The sequence below is a fragment of the Pseudomonas sp. 2822-15 genome (genome assembly GCF_002742515.1).
GTDB classification, from domain to species: Bacteria; Pseudomonadota; Gammaproteobacteria; order Pseudomonadales; family Pseudomonadaceae; genus Aquipseudomonas; species Aquipseudomonas salomonii.
Genome location: NZ_LJRY01000256.1, coordinates 90641 through 116586, shown reverse-complemented (window position 1 = coordinate 116586; position 25946 = coordinate 90641). Strand labels below are relative to the sequence as shown.

The 25946-nt window shown below is 61.2% G+C and carries 19 protein-coding genes; 11 read left to right on the top strand and 8 right to left on the bottom strand.

What is annotated here, in order from left to right; all coding sequences use genetic code 11:
• The first annotated feature begins 178 nt into the window (after positions 1–178).
• The 6 genes from recC (at position 179) to AOA59_RS27040 (ending at position 11832) form a co-directional block, all read left to right on the top strand.
• Positions 179–3631 (top strand): exodeoxyribonuclease V subunit gamma, encoded by a 3453-nt coding sequence (gene recC / locus AOA59_RS27065; protein ID WP_099489687.1) that lies wholly within the window; start codon positions 179–181, stop codon positions 3629–3631.
• Positions 3628–7302, top strand: a complete 3675-nt coding sequence (gene recB, locus AOA59_RS27060) for an exodeoxyribonuclease V subunit beta (RefSeq protein WP_099489686.1) — start codon at positions 3628–3630, stop codon at positions 7300–7302. The genes recC and recB overlap by 4 nt, the downstream gene beginning before the upstream one ends.
• On the top strand, positions 7299–9368 hold the full coding sequence (gene recD / locus AOA59_RS27055; protein ID WP_099489685.1) for an exodeoxyribonuclease V subunit alpha: 2070 nt from the start codon (positions 7299–7301) through the stop codon (positions 9366–9368). The genes recB and recD overlap by 4 nt, the downstream gene beginning before the upstream one ends.
• Before the next feature lie 142 nt (positions 9369–9510).
• Positions 9511–10077 carry a YfiR family protein gene (locus AOA59_RS27050; RefSeq protein WP_099489684.1) on the top strand — a complete coding sequence of 189 codons (567 nt, stop codon included), beginning with the start codon at positions 9511–9513 and terminating at the stop codon, positions 10075–10077.
• The gene (locus tag AOA59_RS27045; RefSeq protein ID WP_099489683.1) at positions 10074–11336 is read left to right on the top strand and encodes a diguanylate cyclase domain-containing protein; all 1263 of its coding nucleotides are present in this window, start codon (positions 10074–10076) and stop codon (positions 11334–11336) included. Before AOA59_RS27050 ends, AOA59_RS27045 begins: the two co-directional genes overlap by 4 nt.
• A gap of 4 nt (positions 11337–11340) precedes the next feature.
• A complete protein-coding gene (locus AOA59_RS27040; protein ID WP_065930494.1) occupies positions 11341–11832 on the top strand; it encodes an OmpA family protein in 492 nt (163 codons plus the stop codon).
• Between the two features lie 242 nt (positions 11833–12074).
• Here AOA59_RS27040 and AOA59_RS27035 read toward each other — a convergent pair whose 3' ends face one another.
• Both AOA59_RS27035 and AOA59_RS27030 read right to left on the bottom strand, forming a co-directional pair.
• Entirely contained in the window at positions 12075–12365 is a 291-nt protein-coding gene (locus AOA59_RS27035) for a DUF3077 domain-containing protein (protein ID WP_068931335.1), read from the bottom strand.
• A 314-nt stretch (positions 12366–12679) separates the two neighbouring features.
• The gene (locus tag AOA59_RS27030) at positions 12680–13627 is read right to left on the bottom strand and encodes a LysR family transcriptional regulator (protein ID WP_099489682.1); all 948 of its coding nucleotides are present in this window, start codon (positions 13625–13627) and stop codon (positions 12680–12682) included.
• Positions 13628–13759: 132 nt separating this feature from the next.
• Here AOA59_RS27030 and AOA59_RS27025 point away from each other — a divergent pair, with 132 nt between their 5' ends.
• A complete protein-coding gene (locus AOA59_RS27025; protein ID WP_099489681.1) occupies positions 13760–15277 on the top strand; it encodes a CoA-acylating methylmalonate-semialdehyde dehydrogenase in 1518 nt (505 codons plus the stop codon).
• A 15-nt stretch (positions 15278–15292) separates the two neighbouring features.
• Entirely contained in the window at positions 15293–16180 is an 888-nt protein-coding gene (gene mmsB / locus AOA59_RS27020; protein ID WP_099489680.1) for a 3-hydroxyisobutyrate dehydrogenase, read from the top strand.
• Positions 16181–16228: 48 nt separating this feature from the next.
• On the opposite strand, the gene AOA59_RS27015 is transcribed toward mmsB, so the two are convergent.
• Both AOA59_RS27015 and AOA59_RS27010 read right to left on the bottom strand, forming a co-directional pair.
• The gene (locus tag AOA59_RS27015; RefSeq protein WP_099489679.1) at positions 16229–17479 is read right to left on the bottom strand and encodes an OprD family porin; all 1251 of its coding nucleotides are present in this window, start codon (positions 17477–17479) and stop codon (positions 16229–16231) included.
• Positions 17480–17583: 104 nt separating this feature from the next.
• Complete coding sequence (locus AOA59_RS27010; RefSeq protein ID WP_003194115.1) at positions 17584–17928, bottom strand: cupin domain-containing protein; 345 nt, start codon at positions 17926–17928, stop codon at positions 17584–17586.
• 374 nt (positions 17929–18302) lie between these two features.
• Here AOA59_RS27010 and kynB point away from each other — a divergent pair, with 374 nt between their 5' ends.
• On the top strand, positions 18303–18953 hold the full coding sequence (gene kynB / locus AOA59_RS27005; RefSeq protein WP_099489678.1) for an arylformamidase: 651 nt from the start codon (positions 18303–18305) through the stop codon (positions 18951–18953).
• On the top strand, positions 18950–19807 hold the full coding sequence (gene kynA / locus AOA59_RS27000; RefSeq protein ID WP_017137968.1) for a tryptophan 2,3-dioxygenase: 858 nt from the start codon (positions 18950–18952) through the stop codon (positions 19805–19807). Before kynB ends, kynA begins: the two co-directional genes overlap by 4 nt.
• A 171-nt stretch (positions 19808–19978) precedes the next feature.
• Here the strand turns inward: kynA and AOA59_RS26995 are convergent, their stop codons facing one another.
• The 4 genes from AOA59_RS26995 to antA form a co-directional block, all read right to left on the bottom strand.
• On the bottom strand, positions 19979–21379 hold the full coding sequence (locus AOA59_RS26995; RefSeq protein ID WP_056858368.1) for an amino acid permease: 1401 nt from the start codon (positions 21377–21379) through the stop codon (positions 19979–19981).
• A gap of 72 nt (positions 21380–21451) precedes the next feature.
• Positions 21452–22459: an anthranilate 1,2-dioxygenase electron transfer component AntC gene (antC, locus tag AOA59_RS26990; RefSeq protein ID WP_099489677.1), complete on the bottom strand. Its 1008-nt coding sequence runs from the start codon at positions 22457–22459 to the stop codon at positions 21452–21454.
• 224 nt (positions 22460–22683) lie between these two features.
• On the bottom strand, positions 22684–23175 hold the full coding sequence (gene antB / locus AOA59_RS26985; RefSeq protein ID WP_065930505.1) for an anthranilate 1,2-dioxygenase small subunit: 492 nt from the start codon (positions 23173–23175) through the stop codon (positions 22684–22686).
• A complete protein-coding gene (gene antA, locus AOA59_RS26980; RefSeq protein WP_065930506.1) occupies positions 23175–24566 on the bottom strand; it encodes an anthranilate 1,2-dioxygenase large subunit in 1392 nt (463 codons plus the stop codon). The genes antB and antA overlap by 1 nt, the downstream gene beginning before the upstream one ends.
• Positions 24567–24879: 313 nt before the next feature.
• Between antA and AOA59_RS26975 the strand changes: the two genes are divergently transcribed.
• On the top strand, positions 24880–25872 hold the full coding sequence (locus AOA59_RS26975; RefSeq protein WP_065930507.1) for a helix-turn-helix domain-containing protein: 993 nt from the start codon (positions 24880–24882) through the stop codon (positions 25870–25872).
• The last annotated feature ends 74 nt before the right edge of the window (positions 25873–25946 follow it).

Below are 25946 nucleotides of genomic sequence, written 5' to 3'. Positions count from 1 at the left end.
TAGGTCATCGTCAAGATTAAATTCCGAAACCCCTGATTGCTAACGCAATCAGGGGTTTTGTTTTGGGCGGTCGAAAAGTGTGGCCACGCAACGTATCAAGCGTTTCTCACTTGCAGTCTGTGACCGCCTTCAATGCTAAAGTCCATGCCTCGATTTTGCTTTTCCCAAGGAAGCCGTTATGCCGGATGCGACGTCCCTCAGCGCTGGATTCATGGTGGTTCACGGCAACCGCCTGGACGAACTGCGCAGTCTGGTAGTCAGTTGGATGCGCCGCTATCCCCTGGCTCCTTTGGAAAACGAAATCGCCCTGGTCCAAAGCAACGGCATTGCCCAATGGCTCAAACTGGCCTTGGCCGAAGATCCCGAAGAAGATGATATGGGTGGCTGCGGCATCGCTGCGGCTATCGACGTGCAACTCCCCGGCAGCTTTATGTGGCAGCTCTATCGCATGGTTTTGGGCAAAGACGAAATCCCGCCCAAATCCTTGCTCGATAAGGCCCCACTGACCTGGCGCCTGATGCGTCTGCTCCCGGAGCTCATCGGCCAACCGCACTTCGAGCCCCTGCAGCGATTTCTCACCGACGACACCGACCTGCGCAAACGCTATCAACTGGCGGAACGCTTGGCCGACTTGTTCGACCAATACCAGGTCTACCGCGCCGACTGGCTGGAAGATTGGGCGGCCGGTCGCCACCAACTGCGCAACGGCCGAGGCGAAACAAAGCCCCTGAACCCGGCGAATTGCTGGCAGGCAGAACTCTGGCGTGCACTGCTACTGGATGTAGGCGAAGAGGGCATGGCCGAAAGCCGAGCCGGTGTTCACCAGCGTTTTATCGAGCGGATCAATACCCTCGAAAAAGCCCCCCAAGGCCTGCCGTCCCGAGTCATCGTTTTCGGCATCTCATCGTTGCCCGCCCAAGCGCTGGAAGCGCTCGCCGGCCTGGCACGCTTCAGCCAAGTCTTGCTGTGCGTACACAACCCTTGCCGCCACCACTGGTCCGACATCGTTGCCGACAAAGACCTGCTGCGTAACGAGTACAAACGTCAGGCGCGCAAAGCCGGCATGCCCGTCACCATCGACCCGCAAACCCTGCACCAGCATGCGCACCCCTTGCTGGCCGCCTGGGGCAAACAGGGCCGCGACTACATTAGCCTGCTGGACAGCTACGACGACCCCAACAGCTACCGCGCTGCTTTCCGTGATGGCCGCATCGACCTGTTCAGCGACAACGAACCCACCACGTTGCTCAACCAATTGCAGGACGACATCCTCGAACTGCGCCCACTCAATGAAACCCGCGAACTGTGGCCGGGCGTCGATCTGAATCACGACAGCTCCATCCGTTTCCACATCGCCCACAGCGCCCAACGCGAAGTGGAGATCCTCCATGACCAATTGCTCCAGCGGTTCAGCGCCGAACCCGCACTGCGCCCGCGTGACATCATCGTCATGGTCCCCGACGTCGACAGCTACGCGCCGCACATCCGCGCGGTCTTCGGCCAGCTTGAGCGGAACGACCCGCGATTTATCCCGTTCACTCTCACCGACCAAGGCCAACGTGGCCGCGATCCACTGCTGATCGCCGTCGAGCACCTGCTAAAACTCCCGGAAAGCCGCTTCCCCGTCAGCGAAATCCTCGACCTGCTCGACGTTCCCGCCTTGCGCGAACGTTTTTCCATCAAGGAACGCGACCTGCCTACGCTGCACCGCTGGATCGAAGGCGCCGGCATCCGTTGGGGCCTCAACGCCGAACAGCGCGCCGGCCTCGGCCTGCCCAAGGAGCTTGAGCAAAACAGCTGGCGATTCGGCCTGCGCCGCATGCTGCTGGGTTATGCCGTGGGCACCGGAATTGCCTGTGACGGCATCGAACCCTACGATGAAATCGGCGGCCTCGACGCCGCGTTGATTGGCCCACTGGTCGCCTTGCTCGATGCGCTAAACCACGCCCATCAAGCCTTGTCACAACCGGCAAGCCCACAAGAATGGGGCGAGCGCCTGCAACGCCTGATGCAACTGTTCTTTCTGCCCAGCAGCGAGCACGACGACTATCTGCTTGGCCAACTCGAACAGTTGCGAGAAGACTGGCTGGAAACCTGCGAGTCCGTCGGCCTGCAGGACGAGTTACCCCTTACCGTCGTCCGCGAAGCCTGGCTCGCCGGCCTCGATCAAGGCCGCCTGTCCCAGCGCTTCCTCGCGGGGGCTGTCAATTTCTGCACCCTGATGCCCATGCGCGCCATCCCGTTCAAGCTGGTCTGCCTGCTCGGCATGAACGACGGCGACTACCCGCGCGCCCAACCGCCGCTGGACTTCGACCTGATGGGCAGCGACTACCGCCCCGGCGACCGTTCACGCCGCGAAGACGACCGCTACCTGCTGCTCGAGGCGCTGCTGTCGGCCCGCGATCAGCTCTATATCAGCTGGGTAGGCCGCAGCATCCGCGACAACAGCGACCGCCCGGCCTCGGTATTGATCGGCCAGCTGCGTGACCACCTCGCCAGCGGCTGGCATAACGCAGACACACAAGAACCGCTGCTGGAAGCCATGACCCAGGAGCACCCACTCCAACCCTTCAGTGCCCGCTACTTCCACGAAGGTGATGCGCTGTTCAGCTACGCCCGCGAATGGCAACTGCTCCACGAAGCACCCGTAGCCTCACCCAAGCAAGACGAACTGGCAGAGCATCACCAGGAAGAACCTCTAAGCCTCGGCCAGTTGCAAGACTTTGTGCGCAACCCCGTCAAGCACTTCTTCAGCCAGCGTCTGAAAGTGTTCTTCGAAGCCGCCGAAGTCCCGCTGGCCGATGAAGAACCTTTCGTTCTCGATGCTTTGCAACGCTACAGCCTCAGCGACAGCCTGCTCAATGCAGCCTTGGCCCAGCCCGATCACATAGACCAGGCCCTGAATGCCCAAGCCCTGCGCCTGCAAGGCAGTGGCCTGCTGCCCATGGTCGGTTTCGGCGAATGCCTGCGTAATGAATTGGTCGAGCCATTGCCCGATCTACTGCAGCGCTATCAACACTTACTGGCGCTCTGGCCTACGCCACAAACCGCTGCCGAACCGATCAGTTTTGAGCATCAAGGCATCGAGCTCGAAGGCTGGATCAGTGGCCTGCATCGGCGCAGTGATGGCGGATTGTTAAGCGTCACCACCATCCCCAACAGCATCGGCTCGATCAAGACCCGCAAGTGGCATCGCCTGATCCGCCCGTGGGTCAATCATGTGGTGGCCTGCGCCTGCGGCCTGCCGCTGAGTACCGGGCTGGTTGCCAGTGACGACACCTTGCTGCTGGCCCCGCTGGAAAAAAACATCGCCCAGGACATACTCGGCAACCTGTTACTGGCCTGGCACACCGGCATGCGCAAACCGCTGCCCGTAGCCGTGAAAACCGCCTTCGCCTGGCTCGGCCAAACCGATCCGGACAAGGCGCAGGCAGCCGCCAGCAAGGCCTACGAAGGCGACGGCCTGACCACCGACGGCGAACGCCGCGAAACCCCGGCGCTCACTCGCCAATTCCCGGATTACGCCTCGCTCATCGCCAGCGAAGAATTCGAAGGCTGGGCCGAAACCCTGTATCGCCCCTTGATCAACGCCCCATGGCGATCACTCAGCAGCGAGGAGGCCGGCGCATGATCGGTAAACCTTTGGCCCTGGCCTTCCCACTCAAAGGCAGCCAGCTGATTGAAGCCAGCGCCGGCACCGGCAAGACCTTCACCATTTCCGCCCTGTACCTGCGCCTGGTGCTTGGCCACGGTGGTGACGAGTCCGGCTTTGGCCGCGAACTGCTGCCACCGCAAATCCTGGTGGTGACCTTCACCGACGCCGCCACCAAAGAGCTGCGCGAACGCATCCGCATCCGCCTAGCTGAAGCTGCACGTTTTTTTCGTGACGAAATCGAGCAACCGGACGCGCTGATTGGCGACCTGCGTGACCAATACCTGCCCGAACAATGGCCCGCCTGCGCCAACCGCCTGGACATCGCCGCCCAATGGATGGACGAAGCCGCAGTGTCGACCATCCACAGTTGGTGCCAGCGCATGCTGCGCGAACACGCGTTCGACAGCGGCAGCCTGTTCACCCAGACCCTGGAAACCGACCACAGCGACCTGCTCGGCGAAGTGCTGCGCGATTACTGGCGGCTGTTCTGCTACCCGATGCACGACGACGCACTCAACTGGGTACGCAAAAACTGGAGTGGCCCCGCCGCGCTGATGCCACGCGTGCGTGCGCTGTTCGGCAGCGAGCGGCCCACCGATGAAACCCGTGAGCCGGCCGAGTTGATCAACGCTTGCTTGCAAGAGCGCCGCCAAGCGCTGGTCGCGCTCAAGGCCCCTTGGCAACAATGGGCCATCGAACTGCGCGATATCTGCCTGCAAGCCGTCGCCGCCAAAGCCGTCGACGGCCGCAAGATGCAGGCGCGTTACTTCGAGCCCTGGTTCGAAAAGATCAGCGCCTGGGCCGCTGATGAAACCCTCGAACAACTCGACATCGGCACCGGCTTCACCCGCCTCACGTCCGATGGCATGGCCGAAGCCTGGAAGGGCGAGGCGCCGCGTCACCCTGGCATCGACGCCATGGCCAGCCTCAAGGCCAGCCTCGACGCACTGCCAACGCCCGACGCCGCCGTGTTGCAACACGCCGCCGGTTGGGTCGGTAAACGCTTCGAAGAAGAAAAACGCCGCCGCGCCGAAATGGGCTTTGACGACATGCTCATTCGTCTCAACGCCGCCCTGCAAACCGAAGGCGGCGAGCGCTTGGCCAGTGTGATCCGTGAGCAGTTCCCGGTCGCCCTGATCGACGAATTCCAGGACACCGACCCGGTGCAATACAGCATCTTCGACAGCATCTACCGCATCGAAGAAAACCACCTCGACAGTGGCCTGTTCCTGATCGGCGACCCCAAGCAGGCGATCTACGCGTTCCGTGGCGCCGACATCTACACCTACTTGCGCGCCCGTCAGTCCACCACCGGCCGCCATCACACCCTGGGCACCAACTTCCGTTCCAGCCACGCGATGGTCGAGGCGGTCAACCATGTGTTCCAGCGTGCCGAAACCGGCCGTGGTGCGTTCCTGTTCCGTGAACCGAATGGCGACAACCCGGTGCCGTTCCACTCAGTGCTGTCCCAAGGCCGCAAAGAGCAGTTGCAGGTCGATGGCCAAACCCTGCCGGCGATGAACCTCTGGCACCTGCCCACCGACCAGCCGATTTCCAACGCGGTCTATCGCCAACAACTGGCGGCCGCCTGTGCCACACAAATTGTTGAATTGCTCAATGGCGCGCAGCAGAGCAGCGCAGGTTTCCTACAACCGGATGGCAGCTTAAAAGGCGTACTCCCGTCAGACATCGCCATTCTGGTGCGCGACGGTAAGGAAGCCCAAGCCGTGCGCGCCGAACTGGCCGCCCGGGGTGTACGTAGCGTTTATCTGTCTGACAAGGATTCTGTGTTCGCCTCCCAGGAAGCCCACGACCTGCTGGCCTGGCTCAAGGCCTGCGCCGAACCGGACGTCGAGCGCCCACTGCGCGCCGCCCTGGCTTGCGTCACCCTGAACCTATCACTGGCGGAACTGGAGCGTCTGAACCAGGACGAACTGGCGTGGGAAACCCGCGTGATGCAGTTCCGTGGCTATCGCGCGATCTGGCGTACCCAAGGTGTGCTGCCGATGCTGCGACGCCTGCTGCATGATTTCAAGCTGCCGCAAACCCTGATTGCCCGCAGTGACGGCGAACGCGTACTGACCAACCTGTTGCACCTGAGCGAACTGCTGCAACAGGCCGCGTCAGAGCTGGACGGCGAGCAGGCATTGATTCGCCACCTGGCAGAACACCTGGCACTGTCGGGCCAGGCCGGTGAGGAACAGATTCTGCGCCTGGAAAGCGACGAACAATTGGTCAAGGTGGTGACCATCCACAAGTCCAAGGGCCTGGAATATGACTTGGTCTTCCTGCCGTTTATCTGCTCGGCCAAGCCGGTGGATGGCAGCCGCTTGCCGCTGCATTACCACGACGAACAGGGCAAATCCCAGGTCAGCCTGCGGCCCACCGCCGAGCTGATTGCCCAGGCCGACGACGAGCGCCTGGCCGAAGACCTGCGTTTGTTCTACGTCGCCCTCACGCGTGCCAAACACGCGTGCTGGTTGGGCATTGCCGACCTCAAACGGGGCAATAACAGCAGCTCGGTCTTGCACCTGTCTGCGCTGGGTTATCTGCTCGGTGCCGGTGCCTCGTTGGGCGAATCCGCCGGCCTGGCGCGCTGGCTGCTGGACTTGCAAGAGGGCTGCGCCGCCATCCACTACACCCACGTGCCCGACGCGCAAGACAGCCTGTTCCACCCGCCGCGCAACGAGGCCACCTTGCTGGCACCGCTACTGCCCAAGCGCAAGGCCGCTGAAAACTGGTGGATCGCTTCCTACAGCGCTTTGAGAATTGGCGACAGCTTGAGCGCCGCAACCCTTGAAGCGCCAGAAAGCCCACAAGCCCAGAAGCTGTTCGACGATGAACGCCTCGACCCCGACGCACCGCGTGAAGTGGCAGCGTCTGGCGGCGACATTCACCGTTTCCCACGTGGCCCTAACCCCGGCACCTTTCTCCATGGCCTGTTGGAGTGGGCGGGCGAGGAAGGCTTCAACGTGACGCCCGAGGCCATCGAAAAAGCCGTGGGCGCCCGCTGTAATCGGCGCAATTGGGAAGGCTGGATCGTCACCCTAAGCGGCTGGCTCGGCCATTTGCTGCAGACGCCGCTGCCGGTAGATAACGATCTAGTCGCCCTCAGCAGCCTGCAGCACTACCAGATCGAAATGGAGTTCTGGTTCGCCAGCCACAAAGTCGACGTGCTGGCCCTCGACAAGCTGGTGTGCCAGTACACCCATAAAGGCGTGTCCCGAGTAGCCGCCGAACCGGTGCTGCTCAACGGTATGTTCAAGGGCTTTATCGACCTGACGTTCGAACACGACGGCCGTTATTACGTGGCCGACTACAAATCCAACTGGCTCGGCCCTGACGATTCGGCCTACACGCAGGACGCCATGGAACAGTCGATCCTCGAGCACCGGTACGACCTGCAATACGTACTTTACCTGCTGGCCCTGCACCGCCAACTGAAGGCACGCCTGCCGGATTACGACTACGACCGCCATGTCGGCGGCGCGCTGTACCTGTTCCTGCGTGGCACCCAGGCCATCAGCCAAGGCGCGTATTTTACCCGGCCGCCACGGGAGCTGATCGAAGGCTTGGACCTGTTGTTCCAGGGCAAACCCATACCGCCCAAGGTTGAGCCCGCCTGGGAACAAGGAGTGCTGCTATGAGCCTGTTGCCATTACCGCTTGAGGACCTGCTGCCGCTCAGCCGCGCTGCCGACCTGGTGCAGTTGTTGGAACGCTGGGTCGACCGTGGCTGGCTGCGCGCATTGGACAAAGCCTTCGTCGGCTTCCTCCACGAACTCGACCCGCAGGCCGACCCGCTGGTATTGCTGGCCGCCGCATTGACCAGCCACCAACTGGGTCATGGCCACGTCTGCCTGGACCTGTTCGAAACCCTTAAAGCGCCAGACTTTGCCCTGTCATTGCCCCCCGAAGGCGACCTGCAAACCGGCGCCATGCTGCTGCCCTCGCAATTGCTCGACGGCCTTGATGGCGCCCACTGGTGCCATGCGCTGGCCGCCAGCCACTTGGTCGCGCTGGCTGCGGATGGCAGTGAATCGGCTCAAAGCCGCCCGCTGGTGTTGTCCGGCAAACGCCTGTATTTGCGCCGCTATTGGACCTACGAACGGCGCATCGACACGGCGTTGCGCCTGCGCCTGGCCACCCAGGAAACCGTCGCCACTGATTTGCGGCAACGCCTGAACACCTTGTTCGATCAAGCGCCACCGGACGGCGTGATCGACTGGCAAAAACTCGCCTGCGCCCTGGCCACACGCGGGGCCTTCAGCATCGTCACCGGCGGCCCCGGCACCGGCAAAACCACCACCGTAGTGCGCTTGCTCGCGCTGCTGCAAGCCCCGGCCGTAGAGGCCAACAGCCCATTGCGCATTCGCCTCGCCGCGCCCACCGGCAAAGCCGCCGCGCGCCTCACCGAATCCATCAGCCAGCAAGTGTTGTCGCTGAATGTGCCGCACAGCGTGCGGGAAAAAATCCCCACCCAGGTCACCACGGTTCACCGCCTGCTCGGCAGCCGCCCCGGCACGCGACATTTTCGCCATCACCTCGGCAACCCGTTGCCATTGGACGTGCTGGTGGTGGACGAAGCCTCGATGATCGACCTGGAAATGATGGCCAACCTGCTCGACGCCTTGCCGGCCCACGCACGCCTGGTATTGCTCGGGGACAAAGACCAACTCGCCTCGGTAGAAGCCGGCGCCGTGCTCGGCGACTTGTGCCGTGATGCCGAAGCCGGCTGGTACAGCCCCGACACGCGCCAATGGCTGCAAGCGGTCAGCGGCGAAGACCTCAGCGCCAGCGGCCTGCAGGAAGACCTCGAGGGCAGTCATCCGCTCGCCCAGCAAGTGGTCATGCTGCGCTACTCGCGACGCTTCGGCGAAGGTAGCGGCATCGGCCAACTGGCGCGCTGGGTCAACCAGCAAAATGCCGAAGAGGCGCGCAAACTGCTTGCTGCGCGCAGCCACAGCGACCTGTTCTGCTTAAGCCTCAAGGGCGAACATGATCACGCCCTTGAGCGCCTGGTGCTGGACGGGCAGGGCGACGATGCCCAGGGTTATCGCTATTACCTGAATCTGCTGCACAGCGCGCGCCCGGCCCTCGACACCCCACGTGAAGACGCCGCCTGGACTCACTGGGCGCAACAACTGTTGCAAGCCTTTGACGCCTTCCAGCTGCTCTGCGCCGTGCGCAAGGGCCCGTGGGGCGTGGAAGGTTTAAACCAGCGCATTACCGCAGCCTTGCGCAAAGTGCGGCTGATCGAAGGCGATGACCAATGGTACGAAGGCCGACCGGTGCTGATGACCCGCAACGACTACGGCCTGGGCTTGATGAACGGCGACATCGGCATCGCCCTCAAGCTGCCCGAAAGTGACGGCGGCCCACAGGTGCTGCGTGTGGCTTTCCCACGCAACGATGGCCAGGGCGGCGTGCGTTTTGTACTGCCCAGCCGTCTGAATGATGTGGAAACCGTGTACGCCATGACTGTGCACAAATCCCAGGGCTCGGAATTCACCCACACGGCGCTGATCCTGCCGGATGCGCTGAACCCGGTACTGACCAAAGAGCTGATCTACACCGGCATCACCCGCGCCAAACGCTGGTTCAGTTTGATCGAACCGCGAGGCGGGGTGTTTGAGGAGGCGGTGCGGCGCAAGGTCAAACGCCTGAGCGGGTTGATGCTGGAGTTGGATGCCGTCCTCGATAAAACTGACTGATAGGTCATGAAATATTTCTGATTTAGTTGCCTGATTTTTCTGAAAAAATAGCAGGCTTTGATAAACCCCCAAGTCGTGGGGTTTTGCGCCGCTGTGCTATCGTTGCGGCATCACCCTGTAAAATAGCTGAGAGAATCGCTGCATGAACGTGGCTGTCTCGCCCACAGAGCGCAGTTTGAGCTGGAGACGCATGTTACTGGTGGCGGTGCTATGCCTGCTCGCCCCGCACGTATTTGCGCAGACGCCCAGCCTGGCGGATCACCGCGCCCAGGCCGTCACCCAAGTGGTACTCGGCATCCTCAGTTATGCCCGTTGGCCGGTGGAGCCTGCGCAACTGCGCTTGTGCATCGTCGGCCCCACCCAATACACCGACGACCTGATCAAAGGCACCACCCAGGCCACTGGCCGCCCGGTGGTGGTGCAGCGTCTGCTGGCCGATAATCCCAATATCGTCAGCGCCTGCGACGCCATTTACATCGGCAAACTCTCCGCCGATGAACGCAGCCGTCTGTTCACCTCATTGATCGGCCACCCGGTGCTCAGCATCAGCGAAGGCGGCGACCAATGCACCGTGGGCAGCCTGTTCTGCCTGCGCGTGGGCGATGAGCAAGTGTCGTTCGAGGTCAACCTGGACTCCGTCGCCCGCAGTGGCGTGCGTATTCACCCCAGCGTGTTGCAACTGTCCCGCCGTCGAGCGCCGGCGCCATGAGTACCGCTAAAGCGCGGCCGACCTTGCGTTCGGTCATTGGCCGTGGGCATTTGATCCTGGCACTGGTGGCCGTGACCCTGGCCAGTGTGTCGCTGACCCTGCTCGGCGTACTGGCGCTGCGCGTGTATGCCGAACACAACCTGCACCTGATTGCGCGCTCCATCAACTACACCGTTGAGGCGGCAGTGGTGTTCGACGACAGTGCCGCCGCCACCGAGGCCCTGAGCCTGATCGCCTCCACCGAAGAAGTGGCCCAGGCCGAAGTCTTCGATGCCAACGGCAAGCTGCTGGCGCAATGGATACGGCCCGATACCGGCATGCTCTCCAGGGTTGAACTGGCGGTGGCGCACACCCTGCTCGAACAGCCCATCAGCCAGCCGATCCTGCACCAAGGCAAACCCGTCGGCAGCATTCACTTGGTCGGCCATGGTGGCAGCCTGCTGCGCTTTTTGCTCAGCGGCCTGGCCGGAATTCTGATCTGTACCGCGCTCAGCGCCTGGGTCGCGTTGTACCTGGCGCGGCGTTTGTTGCAGGGCATCACCCAACCGCTGCAAAGCCTCGCCGCCGTGGCCCACGCCGCCCGCAGCGAGCGCGATTTCGACCGGCGTGTGCCACCGGCGCAGATCGCCGAACTCGACAGCCTCGGCAGCGACTTCAACGCCCTGCTCGGCGAGATGGAAGCCTGGCAAAGCCACCTGCAAAGTGAAAATGAAACCCTCGCGCACCAGGCCAGCCACGACAGCCTCACCGGCTTGCCCAATCGCGCGTTTTTCGAGGGCCGCATGATCCGTGCGCTGCGCAGCGCCGCCAAGGTCAATGAGAAGGTGGCGGTGCTGTTCCTCGACAGCGACCGCTTCAAAGACATAAACGACAACTTCGGCCACGCCGCCGGCGATGCCGTGCTGGTCGCCGTCGCCGAGCGCGTGCGCGCGCAACTGCGTGAGGATGACCTGGTGGCGCGCCTGGGCGGTGATGAATTCGCGATCCTGCTGGCGCCGCTGCACAAGGCCGAGGATGCCCAGCGCATCGCCGACAAGATCATTGCCAGCATGGACAAGCCGATCCCATTGCCCGGCAACGAACAGGTGTTGACCTCCCTCAGTATCGGCATCGCCATCTACCCCGATCATGGCGCCACTCCCGGCACCTTGCTCAATGCCGCCGACGCGGCCATGTACCAAGCCAAGCGGCTGTCCCAAGGCAGCCAGCAAACGGCGGAGGCGGAGCCTACCGCTGCCAATGTTCAACACAGGAGTTGATCCCTTGTTCTCTAAAACGCGTGTTCTGTTTATCACTTTGCTGGTGGCCTTCCTGGCCCTCGGCGGCTGCCAGACGCCGCCACCCAAAGGCCTGAGCCCGGCGCAAATCGCGGTCCTCAAACAACAGGGCTTTGAACTGACAGATGAGGGTTGGGCGTTCGGCCTGTCGGGCAAAGTGCTGTTCGGCAGCGATGTGGAAAGCCTCAACAAAGCCAGCACCGACATCGTCGAGCGCATCGGCAAAGCCCTGACGGGCGCCGGCATCGAACGCGTGCGCGTCGACGGCCACACCGACGCCTCGGGCAAAGAAACCTACAACCAGCAACTGTCACTGCGCCGCGCCAAAAGCGTGGGCAAGGTGCTGACCGGCGTGGGCATGAAAGAAGAAAACATCCAACTACGCGGCCTGGGCAGCAGCGAGCCGGTGGCGTCGAATACCACCGTGGCAGGTCGCACCGAGAACCGGCGCGTGTCGATCGTCGTGATCGCTGACTAAGCACACACCTCAAAAGCGGACGCAGAGCGTCCAGGGCGGCATTCCCACGCAGAGCGTGGGAACGATCGATTGAGGTCATTCAGCCAACGGGTCATTGACTGGCCCACCGCTTCACCGATCATTCCCACGCTCCGCGTGGGAATGCATCCTGTGACGCTCGGCGTCACGACTTCAAAAGCAGACGCAGAACGTCCAGGGCGGCATTCCCACGCAGAGCGTGGGAACGATCTGCGATCTAGCGTTTAGCTCGTTGGCGTCATCGCTTGCGTCAGGTCATCCACCACGGCTTTGCCCATCTCACACAGGTAGTGTGCGGCCCAGGCGTATTGCTCGCCGCGTACATCCATGGCGGCTTCCATGGCGAGTTTCTTGGAGTAGAACAGCAGGGTGGAGGCGTGTTCCAGGGCTTGCTCGATGGGCATGCCGGAGTTGACGCGGAACAGCGGTTTTTGGTTTTCGCCGTAGTCGCCGAAGGTGACGACGCCGAGGGTGGTGATGGAGGAAAGGGGTGGATCGGGGACGATTTTAGTCATGATCTATACCTGGGAGTTTTAGGAACCACCCACTCATGTCGCTAAACATGAAAGGGTGGCAGCTGTACGCAGGTTAGCGAACCGGACCCAGGACCCGGCAGACCCGAAGGTCTCCCACGCACAGCCGCCATAACACGAGAACGACGAGCATAAAGCTCCTGCCGTTGGGGGCTGTGTCCGGGTTCGGGTCGCTAAACCCGTTCGCTGATGTCAGCGAAGTACGGAGGCTAGTGACTCGAACCCTAAGGCGCAATAGGGCGGATAGTCTCTAGGAAACGTCCTGCAAATTAAAGCGAATCGTCGCTGATGGCGCTTTAATCCGCGAACCTCATCTCCCGCGTTTCCCCCATCAACAACCCCGCGTTCTGCTCCGTCACTTCCCTGATGTAATCCCACAACAACGTAATCCGCTTCAGCTTCCGCAAATCCTCCCGGCAATACATCCAAAACTGCCGCGTAATCGCAATCTGCTCGCCCAGCACCGGCAACAACCGTGGGTCCTGCGCCGCCAGGAAGCACGGCAATATCGCCATCGACCGGCCCTGCTGCGCCGCCACGTACTGCGCGATCACGCTGGTACTGCGCAAGCTCGCGCTGGCGCCGGGCACCACATTGGCCAGGTACAACAGCTCCGAGCTGAACGCCAGATCATCCACATAGCTGATAAACGGATGCTCGGCCAAATCCGCCGGTTTGCGGATCGGCGGGTGTTGGTCGAGGTAGCCCTGGGTCGCGTACAGCTGCAGTTTGTAGTCGCACAGTTTGCAGCACACATACGGCCCGTGTTCCGGGCGCTCCAGGGCGATCACAATGTCGGCTTCGCGCTTGGAGAGGCTGATGAAGTGGGGCAGGGGCAGGATATCTACCGAGATTGCCGGGTAAGTGTCGACAAAATGGCTGAGCTGCGGCGTCACGAAGAAGCTGCCGAAACCTTCGGTGCAGCCCATGCGCACATGCCCGGACAGCGCCACGCCGGAGCCGGAAACCTGTTCGCAGGCCATGTGCAGCGTGCTTTCGATGGACTCCGCATACCCCAGCAAACGCTGGCCTTCGGTGGTGAGCACGAAGCCGTTGGTCCGGGATTTTTCGAACAGCAGTGTGCCGAGCGACACTTCCAGTGAGCTGATGCGCCGCGACACGGTGGTGTAGTCCACCGCCAGGCGCTTGGCGGCGACGCTGGCCTTGCGGGTGCGGGCCACTTCGAGGAAAAACTTCAGGTCATCCCAGTTCAGGGAGCCCAGCGACGTGATGTTTTTTTGCATATTGGACCGGCTTTTATGTGCGTTCTTATTAGAGATTTGCACATCTATACTCCAAAAACAGTCCGAACGCCTCATTCTTCAAGGCGATTCAACGCCTTGGTTCTCTGCACAACTATAAGATTTGGAGACCACATGAACGCTTCTGCCGATATTTCCGTGCAACAGGTCAAGTTGTTGATCAAGGGTGAATGGGTCGAGTCCAAGACCACCCACTGGCAAGACATCGTCAATCCGGCCACCCAAGAGGTGCTGGCCAAAGTCCCTTTCGCCACCGCCGATGAAGTCAACGCCGCCATCGACGCTGCCCATCAAGCTTTTCAAACCTGGAAGCTCACGCCGATCGGTGCACGCATGCGCATCATGCTCAAGCTGCAGGCCTTGATCCGCGAGCATTCCAAGCGCATCGCCGTAGTCCTCAGCGCCGAGCAGGGTAAGACCATTGCGGACGCCGAAGGCGATATTTTCCGTGGCCTGGAAGTGGTCGAGCACGCGTGCTCCATCGGCACCTTGCAGATGGGCGAGTTCGCTGAAAACGTCGCCGGTGGCGTCGACACCTACACCCTGCGTCAGCCCATCGGCGTGTGTGCAGGCATCACGCCGTTCAACTTCCCGGCAATGATTCCACTGTGGATGTTCCCGATGGCGATTGCCTGCGGTAACACCTTCGTCCTCAAGCCCTCTGAGCAAGACCCGCTGTCGACTATGTTGCTGGTAGAGCTGGCGCTGGAAGCCGGTGTGCCGGCCGGCGTGCTCAACGTGGTGCACGGCGGCAAGGATGTGGTGGATGCGCTGTGTACCCATAAAGATATCAAGGCGGTTTCCTTCGTCGGCTCGACCGCCGTCGGCACCCACGTGTACGACCTGGCCGGCAAACACGGCAAGCGTGTGCAGTCGATGATGGGCGCCAAGAACCACGCCGTGGTGCTGCCGGATGCTAACCGCGAACACACGCTGAATGCCCTGGTCGGTGCGGGTTTCGGCGCGGCGGGCCAGCGTTGCATGGCCACCTCGGTGGTGGTGCTGGTGGGCGCGGCCAAGCAATGGCTGCCTGACCTGAAAGCGCTGGCGCAAAAACTCAAGGTCAATGCCGGCAGCGAAGCGGGCACGGATGTCGGCCCGGTGATCTCCAAACGCGCCAAAGCCCGCATCCTGGAACTGATCGAAAGCGGCGTGAAAGAAGGCGCCAAGCTGGAGCTGGATGGCCGCGACATCAAGGTGCCAGGCTTCGAACAAGGCAACTTCGTCGGCCCGACCCTGTTCTCGGGCGTGACCACTGATATGCAGATCTACACCCAGGAAATCTTCGGCCCGGTGCTGGTGGTGCTGGAAGTCGCCACGCTGGATGAAGCCATCGCCCTGGTCAACGCCAACCCGTTCGGCAACGGCACCGGCCTGTTCACCCAAAGCGGTGCGGCGGCGCGTAAGTTCCAGAGCGAAATCGATGTAGGCCAGGTCGGCATCAACATCCCGATTCCGGTGCCAGTGCCGTTCTTCAGCTTCACCGGCTCGCGTGGCTCCAAGCTCGGCGACCTTGGCCCGTATGGCAAGCAAGTGGTGCAGTTCTACACCCAGACCAAAACCGTCACCAGCCGCTGGTTCGACGATGACACGGTCAACGATGGCGTCAACACCACCATCAACCTGCGCTGATTCCGGGAGACGATCATGAAGATTGCATTTATCGGCTTGGGCAACATGGGCGCGCCCATGGCCCGCAACCTGATCAAGGCTGGCCATGCGCTTAACCTGTTTGATTTGAACCAGACAGTGCTCAAGGAGTTGGCCGAACTGGGCGGCGCCATCAGCGACTCGCCGCGTGATGCGGCCAGTGGCGCGGAGCTGGTGATTACCATGCTGCCGGCCGCTGCCCATGTGCGCAGCGTGTGGCTGAATGAAGATGGCGTGCTTGCTGGCATCGGCAAAGGCGTGCCTGCGGTGGATTGCAGCACCATCGACCCGCAAACCATCCGCGAGGTTGCCGCTACGGCGGCCAAGCAAGGTGTGGTGATAGCTGATGCGCCAGTCTCTGGCGGCACCGGCGGTGCTAGCGCAGGGACGCTGACCTTCATGGTTGGCGCCACGCCCGAACTGTTTGCCACCCTGCAACCAGTATTGGCGCAGATGGGCCGCAATATCGTGCATTGCGGCGACGTCGGCACCGGCCAGATCGCCAAGATCTGCAACAACCTATTGCTCGGCATCAGCATGGTCGGCGTCAGCGAGGCCATGGCCCTGGGCGATGCGCTGGGTATCGACACCCAGGTGCTGGCGGGGATTATCAACAGCTCCACCGGGCGCTGCTGGAGTTCCGACACCTACAACCCATGGCCGGGCGTGATTGAAACCGCGCCGTCGTCCCGTGGGTATACCGGTGGTTTCGGCGCCGACCTGATGCTCAAAGACCTGGGCCTGGCCACCGAAGCCGCGCGCCAGGCCAAGCAACCGGTAATCCTAGGCGCCGTGGCCCAGCAGTTGTATCAATCGATGAGTCAGCGTGGGGAAGGCGGCCTAGACTTCTCGGCCATCATCAACAGCTATCGCAAACCCAAGTAGGGGTGTTTCCGAGCGCCCGCGTCGGGCGGGCTTTCGGGTTTTTGCCGGTTACCACAGTGGCTTTTCGTAGCTGACGATCAAGCGTGTTTCGTCTATATCGCTTTCAAAGTTGGAGCGCAGCATTGCGTTGCGTAAGCGGACTTTGACGTTTTTCAGGGTCGGATTCTGGAAGGCATAGCTCACATCGATATCCCGCTCCCACTCACGCCCTTGCGAACGGCCAGGCCCTCGGTCGACGTTGCTGCCCGATGCATAGCGCGTGAACATGGAAAGGCCGGGAGCGCCCAGCGCGCTGAAGTCGAAGTCGTAGCGCACTTGCCAGGACTTTTCATCCTTATTGGCGAAGTCGCTGTACTGCAGAAAATTCACCAGTGTGGGATAGCTTCCTCTTACAGCGGCGTAGCCTGTGTTGCCTGACATGGTTTGGTAGGCCCCACCCAATTTATGCGCCCCCCATGAGTAGGTCAGCATCGCACCCACTGCGGTGTTGTCGATGTTGGTGTGGCCGTTATCGAGAGAGCGCGTGTAACGCAATTCACTTTTCAGGCTTTGGTTCTCGGCGACCGGATAGGTATGTTGAAGGCTGCCCGCGTGCTGGGTGTAGAGGTTGTCCAGCGTGCTGTAGTAGTAGCTGACGGTGAGTCGTTTGTTGACGGCGTAACTACCGCCTGCAAAGTCGAATGCATTGGATTGATTCTTCCCACGCACCACGATATTCCTGCGTGCGCCGGTGGCGACCGCTAACGCTTCATAGTGGGTTGAGTCGACCTGGTTGACGTGGGTAATTCTGCCCACGTCCAGCGTCAGGTCTTTGAGTTCCTGGGAGCGCAGGTGTGCGCCCCTGAAAAGCTGCGGCTGCAGGCGGCCAACGTTTTTTTCCAGTATCGGAAGCGTCGGTGGGGCCAGCGCACCCACTTTCAGCGTCGTTTGGGAGGCCCTGAATTTTGCCGTAAAGGCAGCTTCGCCATAGCTGTCTTCGGCTTTGCCGGATTGGCGCACCGGCAATAAGCCGGAGCGGGTTCGGTCTGCACTCGAATCGAGCTTAAAGCCCGCCATGGCGAGGACATCTACCCCCATGCCTACGGTGCCATCGGTAAACCCGGACTCAATGTGCAACGCGAAGCCTTGTGCCCATTCCTCGCGCTTGGACTGTGCGGCATTGGGCTCGCGATAATCGCGGTTGAAGTAAAAGTTTTTCAGTTCCAGCTTGCCGGTGCTGTCGTTGATGAAGTCAGCAAAGGCAGAGGGTGCGAGAAAAATGCAGATATTCAGCGTGCATATTTTGGTCAGAACGTTCACTTAGGCAGCCTGCGTGAGAGAGAGGACTCATCGCAGGGTGCTTTAAGGGGTTCGGACTCACGCTAGGACTAAGCTGAAGTCAGCCAGGGGTTGTCTGATGTGACTTACGCAAACACAAAATACTTACGCACGGTCTCGACCACTTCCCACGTGCCTTTCATGCCGGGTTCCACCACAAAGATATCCCCAGCACGCAGGTGAATCGGCGCCATGCCTTCGGGGGTGATCACGCAGTAGCCTTCCTGGAAATGGCAGTATTCCCACTTCACGTATTCCACGTACCACTTGCCCGGCGTGCAGATCCAGGTGCCCATGATTTTGCTGCCGTCTTCGCTGGTGTAGGCGTTGAGGTTGACGGTGTGCGGGTCGCCCTCGAGCTTTTCCCATTTGCAGGCATCCAGGACAGGTAGCGGGTGGGTGTCGCGCAGTACGGTGATGGGCTTGGACATGACGGCTCCGAGGCAGGGAATGGAAGCGTCCACCCTAAGGCCTGGGGCGTTGGGCCAGTGGTCTGAACTCGACATCGGGATGCCCAGAAGCGCAGGTGCGTCGTGATTCACCAGGCGCCGCAAACCCCTGTGGGAGCCGGGCTTGCCCGCGATAGCGGAGTGTCAGGTGCTGGAGATGCAAGCTGTGCCGCCGTCACCGCGGGCAAGCCCGGCTCCCACAGGGAATGGAGGAACTCTTGAGTGATAGGTTTGTGCGGTAAACTGCTGTTTCCTCGCAGTAACTGCGAAATATTTCCCGCCTTACGCTGGAATTCGCAAGAAAATGCACGGCTGGCCCTCGTATCATTCACCCAGGAACGAGTGAGAGCCTTGCAATGAACCCAATAAAAACGTGGTGGGATATCAGCCCGCCCTTGAGTACGGCGACGCCGACCTGGCCGGGCGATACGCCGTTCCAGGAAGCGCGCGTATGGCAGTTTGGCCCGGAGTGCCCGGTGAATGTAGGGCGCGTGACATTTTCGCCGCACACCGGCGCCCATGTGGATGCGCCGCTGCATTACAGCGCCGACGGCGCGCCGATCGGTGAGGTGTCGCTGGATGTGTACATGGGGCCATGCCGGGTGCTGCATTGCCTGGGCAGCGGTGCGCTGGTGCAGCCCCATCAATTGCAAGGGCGTGTGGATAACTTGCCTGAGCGCGTGCTGCTGCGCACTTATCCACAAGCGCCGCTGACCGAATGGGACTCGAATTTCACCGCCATCGCCCCGCAAACCATTGAGCTGTTCGCCAGCCTGGGCGTGCGCCTGATCGGTATCGACACACCGTCCCTGGACCCGCAACAGTCCAAGACCATGGATTCGCACAACGCCGTGGCCCGCCATGGCATGGCGATTCTCGAAGGCATCGTGCTCGATGATGTACCGGAGGGCGACTATGAGTTGATCGCGCTGCCGCTGCGTTTTGCCAACCTGGACGCCAGCCCTGTCCGTGCCATTCTGCGCCCGCTCAAGGAGCCCACGCGATGAGCCAGTGTCCCTTCTCACCTGATTACCAGCCGCCGGAAGAATGGCATAACGCCGAGCTGAATTTTTCCGAGTCCATGAGCTACGGCGATTACCTGGACCTGGGCAAAGTTCTCAGTGCCCAGCACCCGCTGTCGCCGGACCACAACGAAATGCTCTTTATCATCCAGCACCAGACCTCGGAGCTGTGGATGAAACTGATGCTCCACGAACTCAAGGCCGCCCGCGAACACGTGCGCCTGGGCGAGTTGCCGCCGGCCTTCAAGATGCTGGCAAGGGTGTCGCGGATCTTCGACCAACTGGTGCACGCCTGGGCCGTGCTGGCGACCATGACGCCGTCGGAATACAAGGCGATTCGCCCGTTTCTGGGGCAGTCGTCGGGGTTTCAGTCGTTCCAGTACCGCGAGATCGAATTTATTCTCGGCAATAAAAGCGCAGCGCTGTTACGCCCGCATGCGCATCGCCCGGAGTTGCTGAACGAGTTGAAAGTGGCGATTGCCACGCCGTCGTTGTATGACGAGGCGATCAATCTGATGGTTAAAGCCGGGTTGGCGATTGACCCCAAACGCGCCGAACGCGACCCGACGGCGGCCACGGTTCACGATGAGTCGGTGGAGGCGGCGTGGCGCGAGGTGTACCGCGACCCGAGCCGGTATTGGGATTTGTATCAGTTGGCCGAGAAGTTCATCGACCTGGAAGACTCATTCCGCCAGTGGCGCTTTCGACATGTGACCACGGTGGAGCGCATCATCGGCTTCCAGCCCGGCACCGGTGGCACGGAAGGTGTGGGTTACCTGCGCAAGATGCTCGACACGGTGTTGTTCCCCGAACTGTGGCGAGTGCGTTCCACGCTTTAAACAAAAAGCCCCGCAGAACCGGGGCTGATCGTTCCCACGCTCTGCGTGGGAATGCCGCTTTGGACGCTCTGCGTCCGCTTCATGTGGGAGCTGGCTTGCCTGCGATGGCGGTGCCAGCCCATCCACTGACTGACCCACCGCTATCGCGGGCAAGCCCGGCTCTCACAGGGGTTACTGCGCCACGGCTACTTTTGCGTTTCTGATCCGCAACCGGTAGGCAATGTAGATGATGCCCACCCACACCGGCATCGCATACACCGACTCGCGAATGCCTGGAATCGCCAGCATCACGCTGATGATCACCACCATGAACGCCAGGCACAGGTAGTTGCTGAACGGGAACCAGAAGGTCTTGAACGACGGCGTCACGCCTTGCTCGCCCATGGCCTTGCGGAACTTGATGTGGGTGAGGCTGATCAGTGCCCAGTTGATCATCAGCGAGGCAACCACCAGCGCGAACAGCAGTTCCAGCGCACTGTGCGGCGCGACGTAGTTGACCACCACGCACAGCATCGTCACCAGCGCCGAAATGGCCAGGGCGCGAATCGGCACGCCCTGCTTGTTGAGCTTCATCAGCGCCTTGGGCGCGTCGCCTTGCTCGGCCAGGCCGAACAGCATGCGGCTGTTGCAGTACACGCCGCTGTTGTACACCGACAGCGCTGCGGTCAGCACCACGAAGTTGAGGATGTGTGCGGCGGTGTCGTTACCGATCAGCGAGAAGATCTGCACAAACGGGCTGCCGCTGTAGGGGTCGCCCGATGCGCCGAGGGTTTGCAGCAGTTGGTCCCACGGGTACAGCGACAGCAGCACGGTCAGTGCGCCGACGTAGAAAATCAGGATGCGGTAGACCACCTGGTTGATGGCTTTGGGGATCACTTTGCGCGGCTCGCTGGCCTCGGCGGCGGTAATGCCCACCAGCTCCAGGCCGCCGAACGAGAACATGATGAAGGCCATCGACATCAACAGCCCCATGCCGCCATTGGGGAAGAACCCGCCGTGGCTCCACAGGTTGCTCACCGAAGCTTGCGGGCCGCCGGTGCCGCTGAACAGCAGGTAGCAGCCGAGCACGATCATGCCGACGATCGCCACTACCTTGATGATCGCAAACCAGAACTCGGCTTCACCGAAGAACTTCACGTTGAGGGTGTTGATCAGGTTGACCGCGACAAAAAACACCAGCGCACTGACCCAGGTCGGAATCTCCGGCCACCAGAACTGGATGTATTTGCCCACGGCTGTCAGTTCGGCCATGCCCACCAGCACGTAGAGCACCCAGTAGTTCCAGCCCGCCAGAAAGCCTGCGTAGCCGCCCCAGTATTTATGGGCAAAGTGGCTGAAGGAGCCGGCCACCGGCTCTTCGACGATCATCTCGCCAAGCTGGCGCATGATCAGGAATGCGATGAAACCGGCAATCGCGTAGCCCAGGATCATCGACGGCCCCGCCGACTTGAGTACCCCGGCCGAACCGAGGAACAACCCTGTGCCAATCGCCCCTCCCAAGGCAATCAGCTGAATGTGCCGGTTCTTCAGGCCACGCTTGAGGCCCACCGGGTTAACCATGTCATCCGCCATTAACATTCCCTTCTACTTGTTTTTCTTGAGGGTGAGTGCACGCCGCATCAGCCCCTCAGAACCGCTGAGGGGTCAGATATTACTCTGCGTAAACTTTTCGTAATACAGTTGAACGCCATCAAGTGCCTGATCCGCCAGCCATTGTTGAATGGATTCGACCATTGGAGGGGGGCCGCACACGTACATATCCGCCGAACCGTCCCGCAATTCGGCCAGGTCGAAATGTTCGGTGAGGTAGCCGCGTTTGCCCGGCCACTCCGGCGACGGGTCGCTGAGCACTTCGGTGTAGCGAAAGCCGGGGATTGTCGAGGCATAGGCGTGGATGCGTTGGGCTTCGCACAAGTCTTCGGCCCCGCGCACGCCGTAATACAAGTGGACCGGCTGGTCGCAGCCGTTGGCGGCCAGCTCGTCGAGCATGCCCAGCAAGGCCGACAAGCCGGTGCCGCCGGCCACCAGGATCAGCGGCCGGGTCACATGCCTGAGGTAGAAGGCACCCAATGGCGCCTCCATCAGCACTTCATCACCCACCTGGCAGCGTTCGCGCAGGTAGTTGCTCATGACACCATCGGGCAACAGGCGCACCAGAAACTGCAATTGATTGCCCGACCGGTTGGCAAAAGAATACGAACGCCAACGGTCGGTGCCTGGGACCGACAGACGGGCATATTGACCGGGCAGGAAGTCCAGTGAGTCGTCCAGGGTCAGCTGCAAAATCGCCGTGCTGGCCGACACGAGCTGCACTTCGCTGACCTTGCCGCGCACCTGCACCGGCCCTGGCGCATTGCACAGGCTCGATTCAAAATCGAAGTAGAACGTAGCGTCGGACTGCACCCGCGTCTGGCAACTGAGCATCTTGCGTTGCTTGAGGTCGAGGCTGGAGAGGGCTTCGTCGTCGACATAATCCTGGGTGTAATCGCCGGATTCGCAGCGGCCCTGGCAGGTGCCGCACACGCCTTCACGGCAATCGAGGGGGATCTTGATGCCGTTGCGCAATGCCGCATCCAGCAGGATTTCATTCGCACCTACCGGGAAAAACAGGGTTTTGCCGTCGGCAAAACTGAAGGCCACTTTGTGATTCATCCGCATAACTCCGCGTATCTGATTTTTGTGGCTGCCCCGTGAGCTTTTGTGGCGAGCGGGCTTGCCCCGCGTTGGGCTGCGAAGCGGCCCCAATAAAGTCACCGCATTCATCCAGTCAAACCACAGTGCCTGAACCAGGGGCCGCTTCGCGCCCCAACGCGGGGCAAGCCCGCTCGCCACAACAACCCAGCTCGCCACAGTGGCCAGCTAGCCCATGGGCGCAGTCAAAGGTGATAGAAATCCAGCACCGAGTTGATGGTGTCGTTGAGCAACAGTGCGTGCTTGCGGGTGATCAGCCAGCTGTCGCCATTCGGCTTGAGGTGGTAAGTGGCAGGCCCGTAAAACTGCTCTGAGGTGGCGAGTCGATAGAACAGCGTGTGCCAGTTCAGCTTCACCTCCAGCGTGCCGTCTGCCTGCTCGGCGATCCGCACGTTATTGATCAAGTGCAAGGTGCGCGGCATCGGCGTGGCCGACGCCGCCTTGCCGGTGCGCAAACGGAACACGCGGTCTTCCAGGCCCGAACGGTTGGCGTAGTAGATCAGCGACATCTCGCGTTTGGGGTCGCGGGTGTACACGTGTTCCGAGTCCCATTGCGGCAGGTGAAACTCGCTCTGCGGGTCGAACAGCTGCACGTAGGCGTCCCAGTCCTGGGCGTCGCACAGTTCGGATTTGCGGTAGAAAAATTGCTCGATCCGGTACTGCAATTGGGCATCCATCACTTCACCTCCCGCAGTGTCAGCGCTTGCTGGTCCAGGCCTTTGAGCAGAAATTGCTGCCAGTTACGGTGCTGGTTCACATACAGCCCTTCGTGGGTGAATTCGGTGCCGGTCATGGCCGGTTGAATGCCGATGGCTTCGCTGTTCGGCGTAGGGCCGGTTTCCCAGCGATGGCTGCCCCGTGAGATATCGCTCCAGCGCTCCAGGCGGCCCTGGAAACCGCGTTGGGCTTCGCGAAACTCCACCAGATCATCCGGCGTGCCCATGCCCGACACGTTGAAGAAGTCCTCAAACTGGCGAATGCGGTTTTCGCGGTCGGCCTCCGACTCGTTTTTCACGCCCAGGCACTGGCTGATGATCTCGGTCTTGTTCCACGCCACCGGGCGGATGATGCGCAGCTGCGAGCTGATCTGGTCGAGAAAGAACAGGCTCGGGTAGATGTTCAGGTTGCGCAGGCGGTGCATCATCCACTCGGCTTTCTGCTGGCCGTGTTCATCCACCAGGCGCGGCATGATGGTGGCGTAGCCCGAGCGCACGCCGGGGTTGGGCATGTCGCTGAACAACACGCTGTGGCCGTTATTGAAGGCGAACCAGCCGTCATCGGTATTCGCGTCGCCGGCGCCGAGTTTGCTGTAGTCCAGGGTGCTGGCGGAGCCGCTGCCGTTTTCGCTATTCACCTGCTGGCGATGCTGCACCGTGGCCACGTAGTTGTAGTGCACGGTACTGACGTGATAACCGTCCAGGCCGTTTTCGTTTTGCAGCTTCCAGTTACCGTCGTAGGTGTAGGCGGATTTGCCCGGCAGCACTTCCAGTTCACCGGTGGCGGACTGCGCGACCATCATGTCGAAGAACACTTTGGCGTCACCGAGGAAGTCTTCCAGGCTGTCGGTGCCTTGCACGTTGAGGCTGATGAACACAAAGCCCTTGTAGCTTTCGATACGGGCTTTTTTCAGGCCGCGTGTGGCTTTGTCGAAACCTTCCGGGTACTCGCCCGGCGCCTTGACCTTCACCAGCCGGCCGTCGCTCTTGTAGCACCAGGCGTGGAACGGGCAGGTAAAGGTCGATTGGTTGCCCTTGCCGACGCGGGTCAGCGTGGTGCCGCGATGCTGGCAGGCGTTGATCAGCGCATTGAGCTGGCCCTCGCCGTCGCGGGTGATGATCATCGGCTGGCGCCCGGCGCGCATCGTCACGAAGTCGTGGTTATTGGCCAGTTCGCTTTCGTGGCAGGCGTAGATCCAGTTTTTTTCGAAGATCAGTTCCATCTCCAGATCGAACAGTTCGGGCTCGGTGAACATGTCGCGGGCAATGCGGAACACTTCGTCCACCGGCCGAAAGTCCAGGCAACCTTCGATAAACGTTTTCCACTGCTCGACGCTTCTTGCACCACTCATGGGAGGCACCTTTTTTGATAGGGGCTAATCGGTGGGTTATTAGAGGCAGTGGAGCAGGGCGCGGGCTATCCGCTTAATGGGGGAAGGCAGGCCGCAAAATTGGGCAGCAAATACCCAGTTCAGTGCGCCCAGGTGACGCCATGCGCTACTGTCCTACCAAGGGAAGGTCGCAAACGCCTGCGGCTTATCCACATAGTCGACGGTTGCTATCCACCCGGTTGCATTCAGGCGGGCGTGGCGTAGAACTTGCTGTCGATTGCCAACGACGCGCCGCCAGAGCGCGCAACCGCCTAACCGCCGTGGGTGCACCCTGATGAGTAGCCATACACGCGAAATCCATATTCAACGCTTCGACCTGGAAGGCGCCTGCAGCTGGATGTCCGGCATTTGCGGGCCGCACCGACTGGCGACAAGCACGCCCGAGCGCCTGCGTTTTCACCACAGCGCCAACGTGTTCAAGTCCCGCGCCACCACCTTGGGCGTGATCGAATATGGCACCGACGTGACCATTGATATCGAAGACGCCGAGCACTTCAGCAGCTACAGCCTGAGCCTGCCCTTGGTGGGCGAGCAGGAATTGAGCAAGAACGGCGAGCGCTTGAGCTCCAACCGTGACCAAGGCGTGATTTTGTCGCCTAACGAGCATCAGGTACTGGCGATATCCGGTGATTGTCGCAAATTGCAGGTGGTGATTACGCGGGCGGCGATGAGTGAGTCGCTGGAAGGGTTGCTGCAACGGCCGATTGAAGCGCCACTGCGTTTTGAGTCGGTGATGGACGCGGTGGACGGTGCTTCGGCGTCGTGGTGGCGCATGGCGCGCTACTTTATTGCCGAGCTTGAGTGCAGCAGCGAGTTGTATGAGCAGGCGGCGTTTACGCGGGATCTGGAAAGCTCGTTGATCAAGGGGTTGATCCTGGCCCAGCCGAACAACTATTCGGAAGAGCTGCGCGCCGTGCTGGGCGTGAAGCTGCCGCATTATTTGATCCGGGCCCGGCAATACATCCACGACAACGCCCGCGAGGCAGTGAATTTGGAAGACCTGGAAGTGGCCGCGGGTGTGTCGCGGTTCAAGCTGTTCGATGCGTTTCGCAAATACTTTGCGCTGTCGCCGATGGCTTACCTGAAGAAGTACCGGCTGGGTGCCGTGCGCCAGGAGATCCTCGAGCACGGTTCAATCCGCACCATCTCCGAGATTGCGCTGGGCTGGGGCTTTACCCACTTGGGGCGGTTTTCGGCGGAGTACCGCAAGTTGTTTGATGAATCCCCCAGCCAGACCCTGCAGCGCAAGCGCCTGCGCAGCATTTGAAAACAATGAAGATCAAACTGTGGGAGCTGGCTTGCCTGCGATGGCGGTGGACCCGTTGGCATCTTTGTTAACTG

What these genes read in the sequence shown, in the direction of transcription:
- antB (WP_065930505.1), bottom strand. Translation starts at nt 23,175, where the DNA reads ATGGATGCCCAATTGCAGTACCGGATCGAGCAATTTTTCTACCGCAAA.
- recD (WP_099489685.1), top strand. Translation starts at nt 7,299, where the DNA reads ATGAGCCTGTTGCCATTACCGCTTGAGGACCTGCTGCCGCTCAGCCGC.
- AOA59_RS26995 (WP_056858368.1), bottom strand. Translation starts at nt 21,379, where the DNA reads ATGGCGGATGACATGGTTAACCCGGTGGGCCTCAAGCGTGGCCTGAAG.
- kynA (WP_017137968.1), top strand. Translation starts at nt 18,950, where the DNA reads ATGAGCCAGTGTCCCTTCTCACCTGATTACCAGCCGCCGGAAGAATGG.
- recC (WP_099489687.1), top strand. Translation starts at nt 179, where the DNA reads ATGCCGGATGCGACGTCCCTCAGCGCTGGATTCATGGTGGTTCACGGC.
- kynB (WP_099489678.1), top strand. Translation starts at nt 18,303, where the DNA reads ATGAACCCAATAAAAACGTGGTGGGATATCAGCCCGCCCTTGAGTACG.
- AOA59_RS27010 (WP_003194115.1), bottom strand. Translation starts at nt 17,928, where the DNA reads ATGTCCAAGCCCATCACCGTACTGCGCGACACCCACCCGCTACCTGTC.
- AOA59_RS27045 (WP_099489683.1), top strand. Translation starts at nt 10,074, where the DNA reads ATGAGTACCGCTAAAGCGCGGCCGACCTTGCGTTCGGTCATTGGCCGT.
- antC (WP_099489677.1), bottom strand. Translation starts at nt 22,459, where the DNA reads ATGAATCACAAAGTGGCCTTCAGTTTTGCCGACGGCAAAACCCTGTTT.
- recB (WP_099489686.1), top strand. Translation starts at nt 3,628, where the DNA reads ATGATCGGTAAACCTTTGGCCCTGGCCTTCCCACTCAAAGGCAGCCAG.
- mmsB (WP_099489680.1), top strand. Translation starts at nt 15,293, where the DNA reads ATGAAGATTGCATTTATCGGCTTGGGCAACATGGGCGCGCCCATGGCC.
- AOA59_RS27035 (WP_068931335.1), bottom strand. Translation starts at nt 12,365, where the DNA reads ATGACTAAAATCGTCCCCGATCCACCCCTTTCCTCCATCACCACCCTC.
- antA (WP_065930506.1), bottom strand. Translation starts at nt 24,566, where the DNA reads ATGAGTGGTGCAAGAAGCGTCGAGCAGTGGAAAACGTTTATCGAAGGT.
- AOA59_RS27025 (WP_099489681.1), top strand. Translation starts at nt 13,760, where the DNA reads ATGAACGCTTCTGCCGATATTTCCGTGCAACAGGTCAAGTTGTTGATC.
- AOA59_RS26975 (WP_065930507.1), top strand. Translation starts at nt 24,880, where the DNA reads ATGAGTAGCCATACACGCGAAATCCATATTCAACGCTTCGACCTGGAA.
- AOA59_RS27030 (WP_099489682.1), bottom strand. Translation starts at nt 13,627, where the DNA reads ATGCAAAAAAACATCACGTCGCTGGGCTCCCTGAACTGGGATGACCTG.
- AOA59_RS27050 (WP_099489684.1), top strand. Translation starts at nt 9,511, where the DNA reads ATGAACGTGGCTGTCTCGCCCACAGAGCGCAGTTTGAGCTGGAGACGC.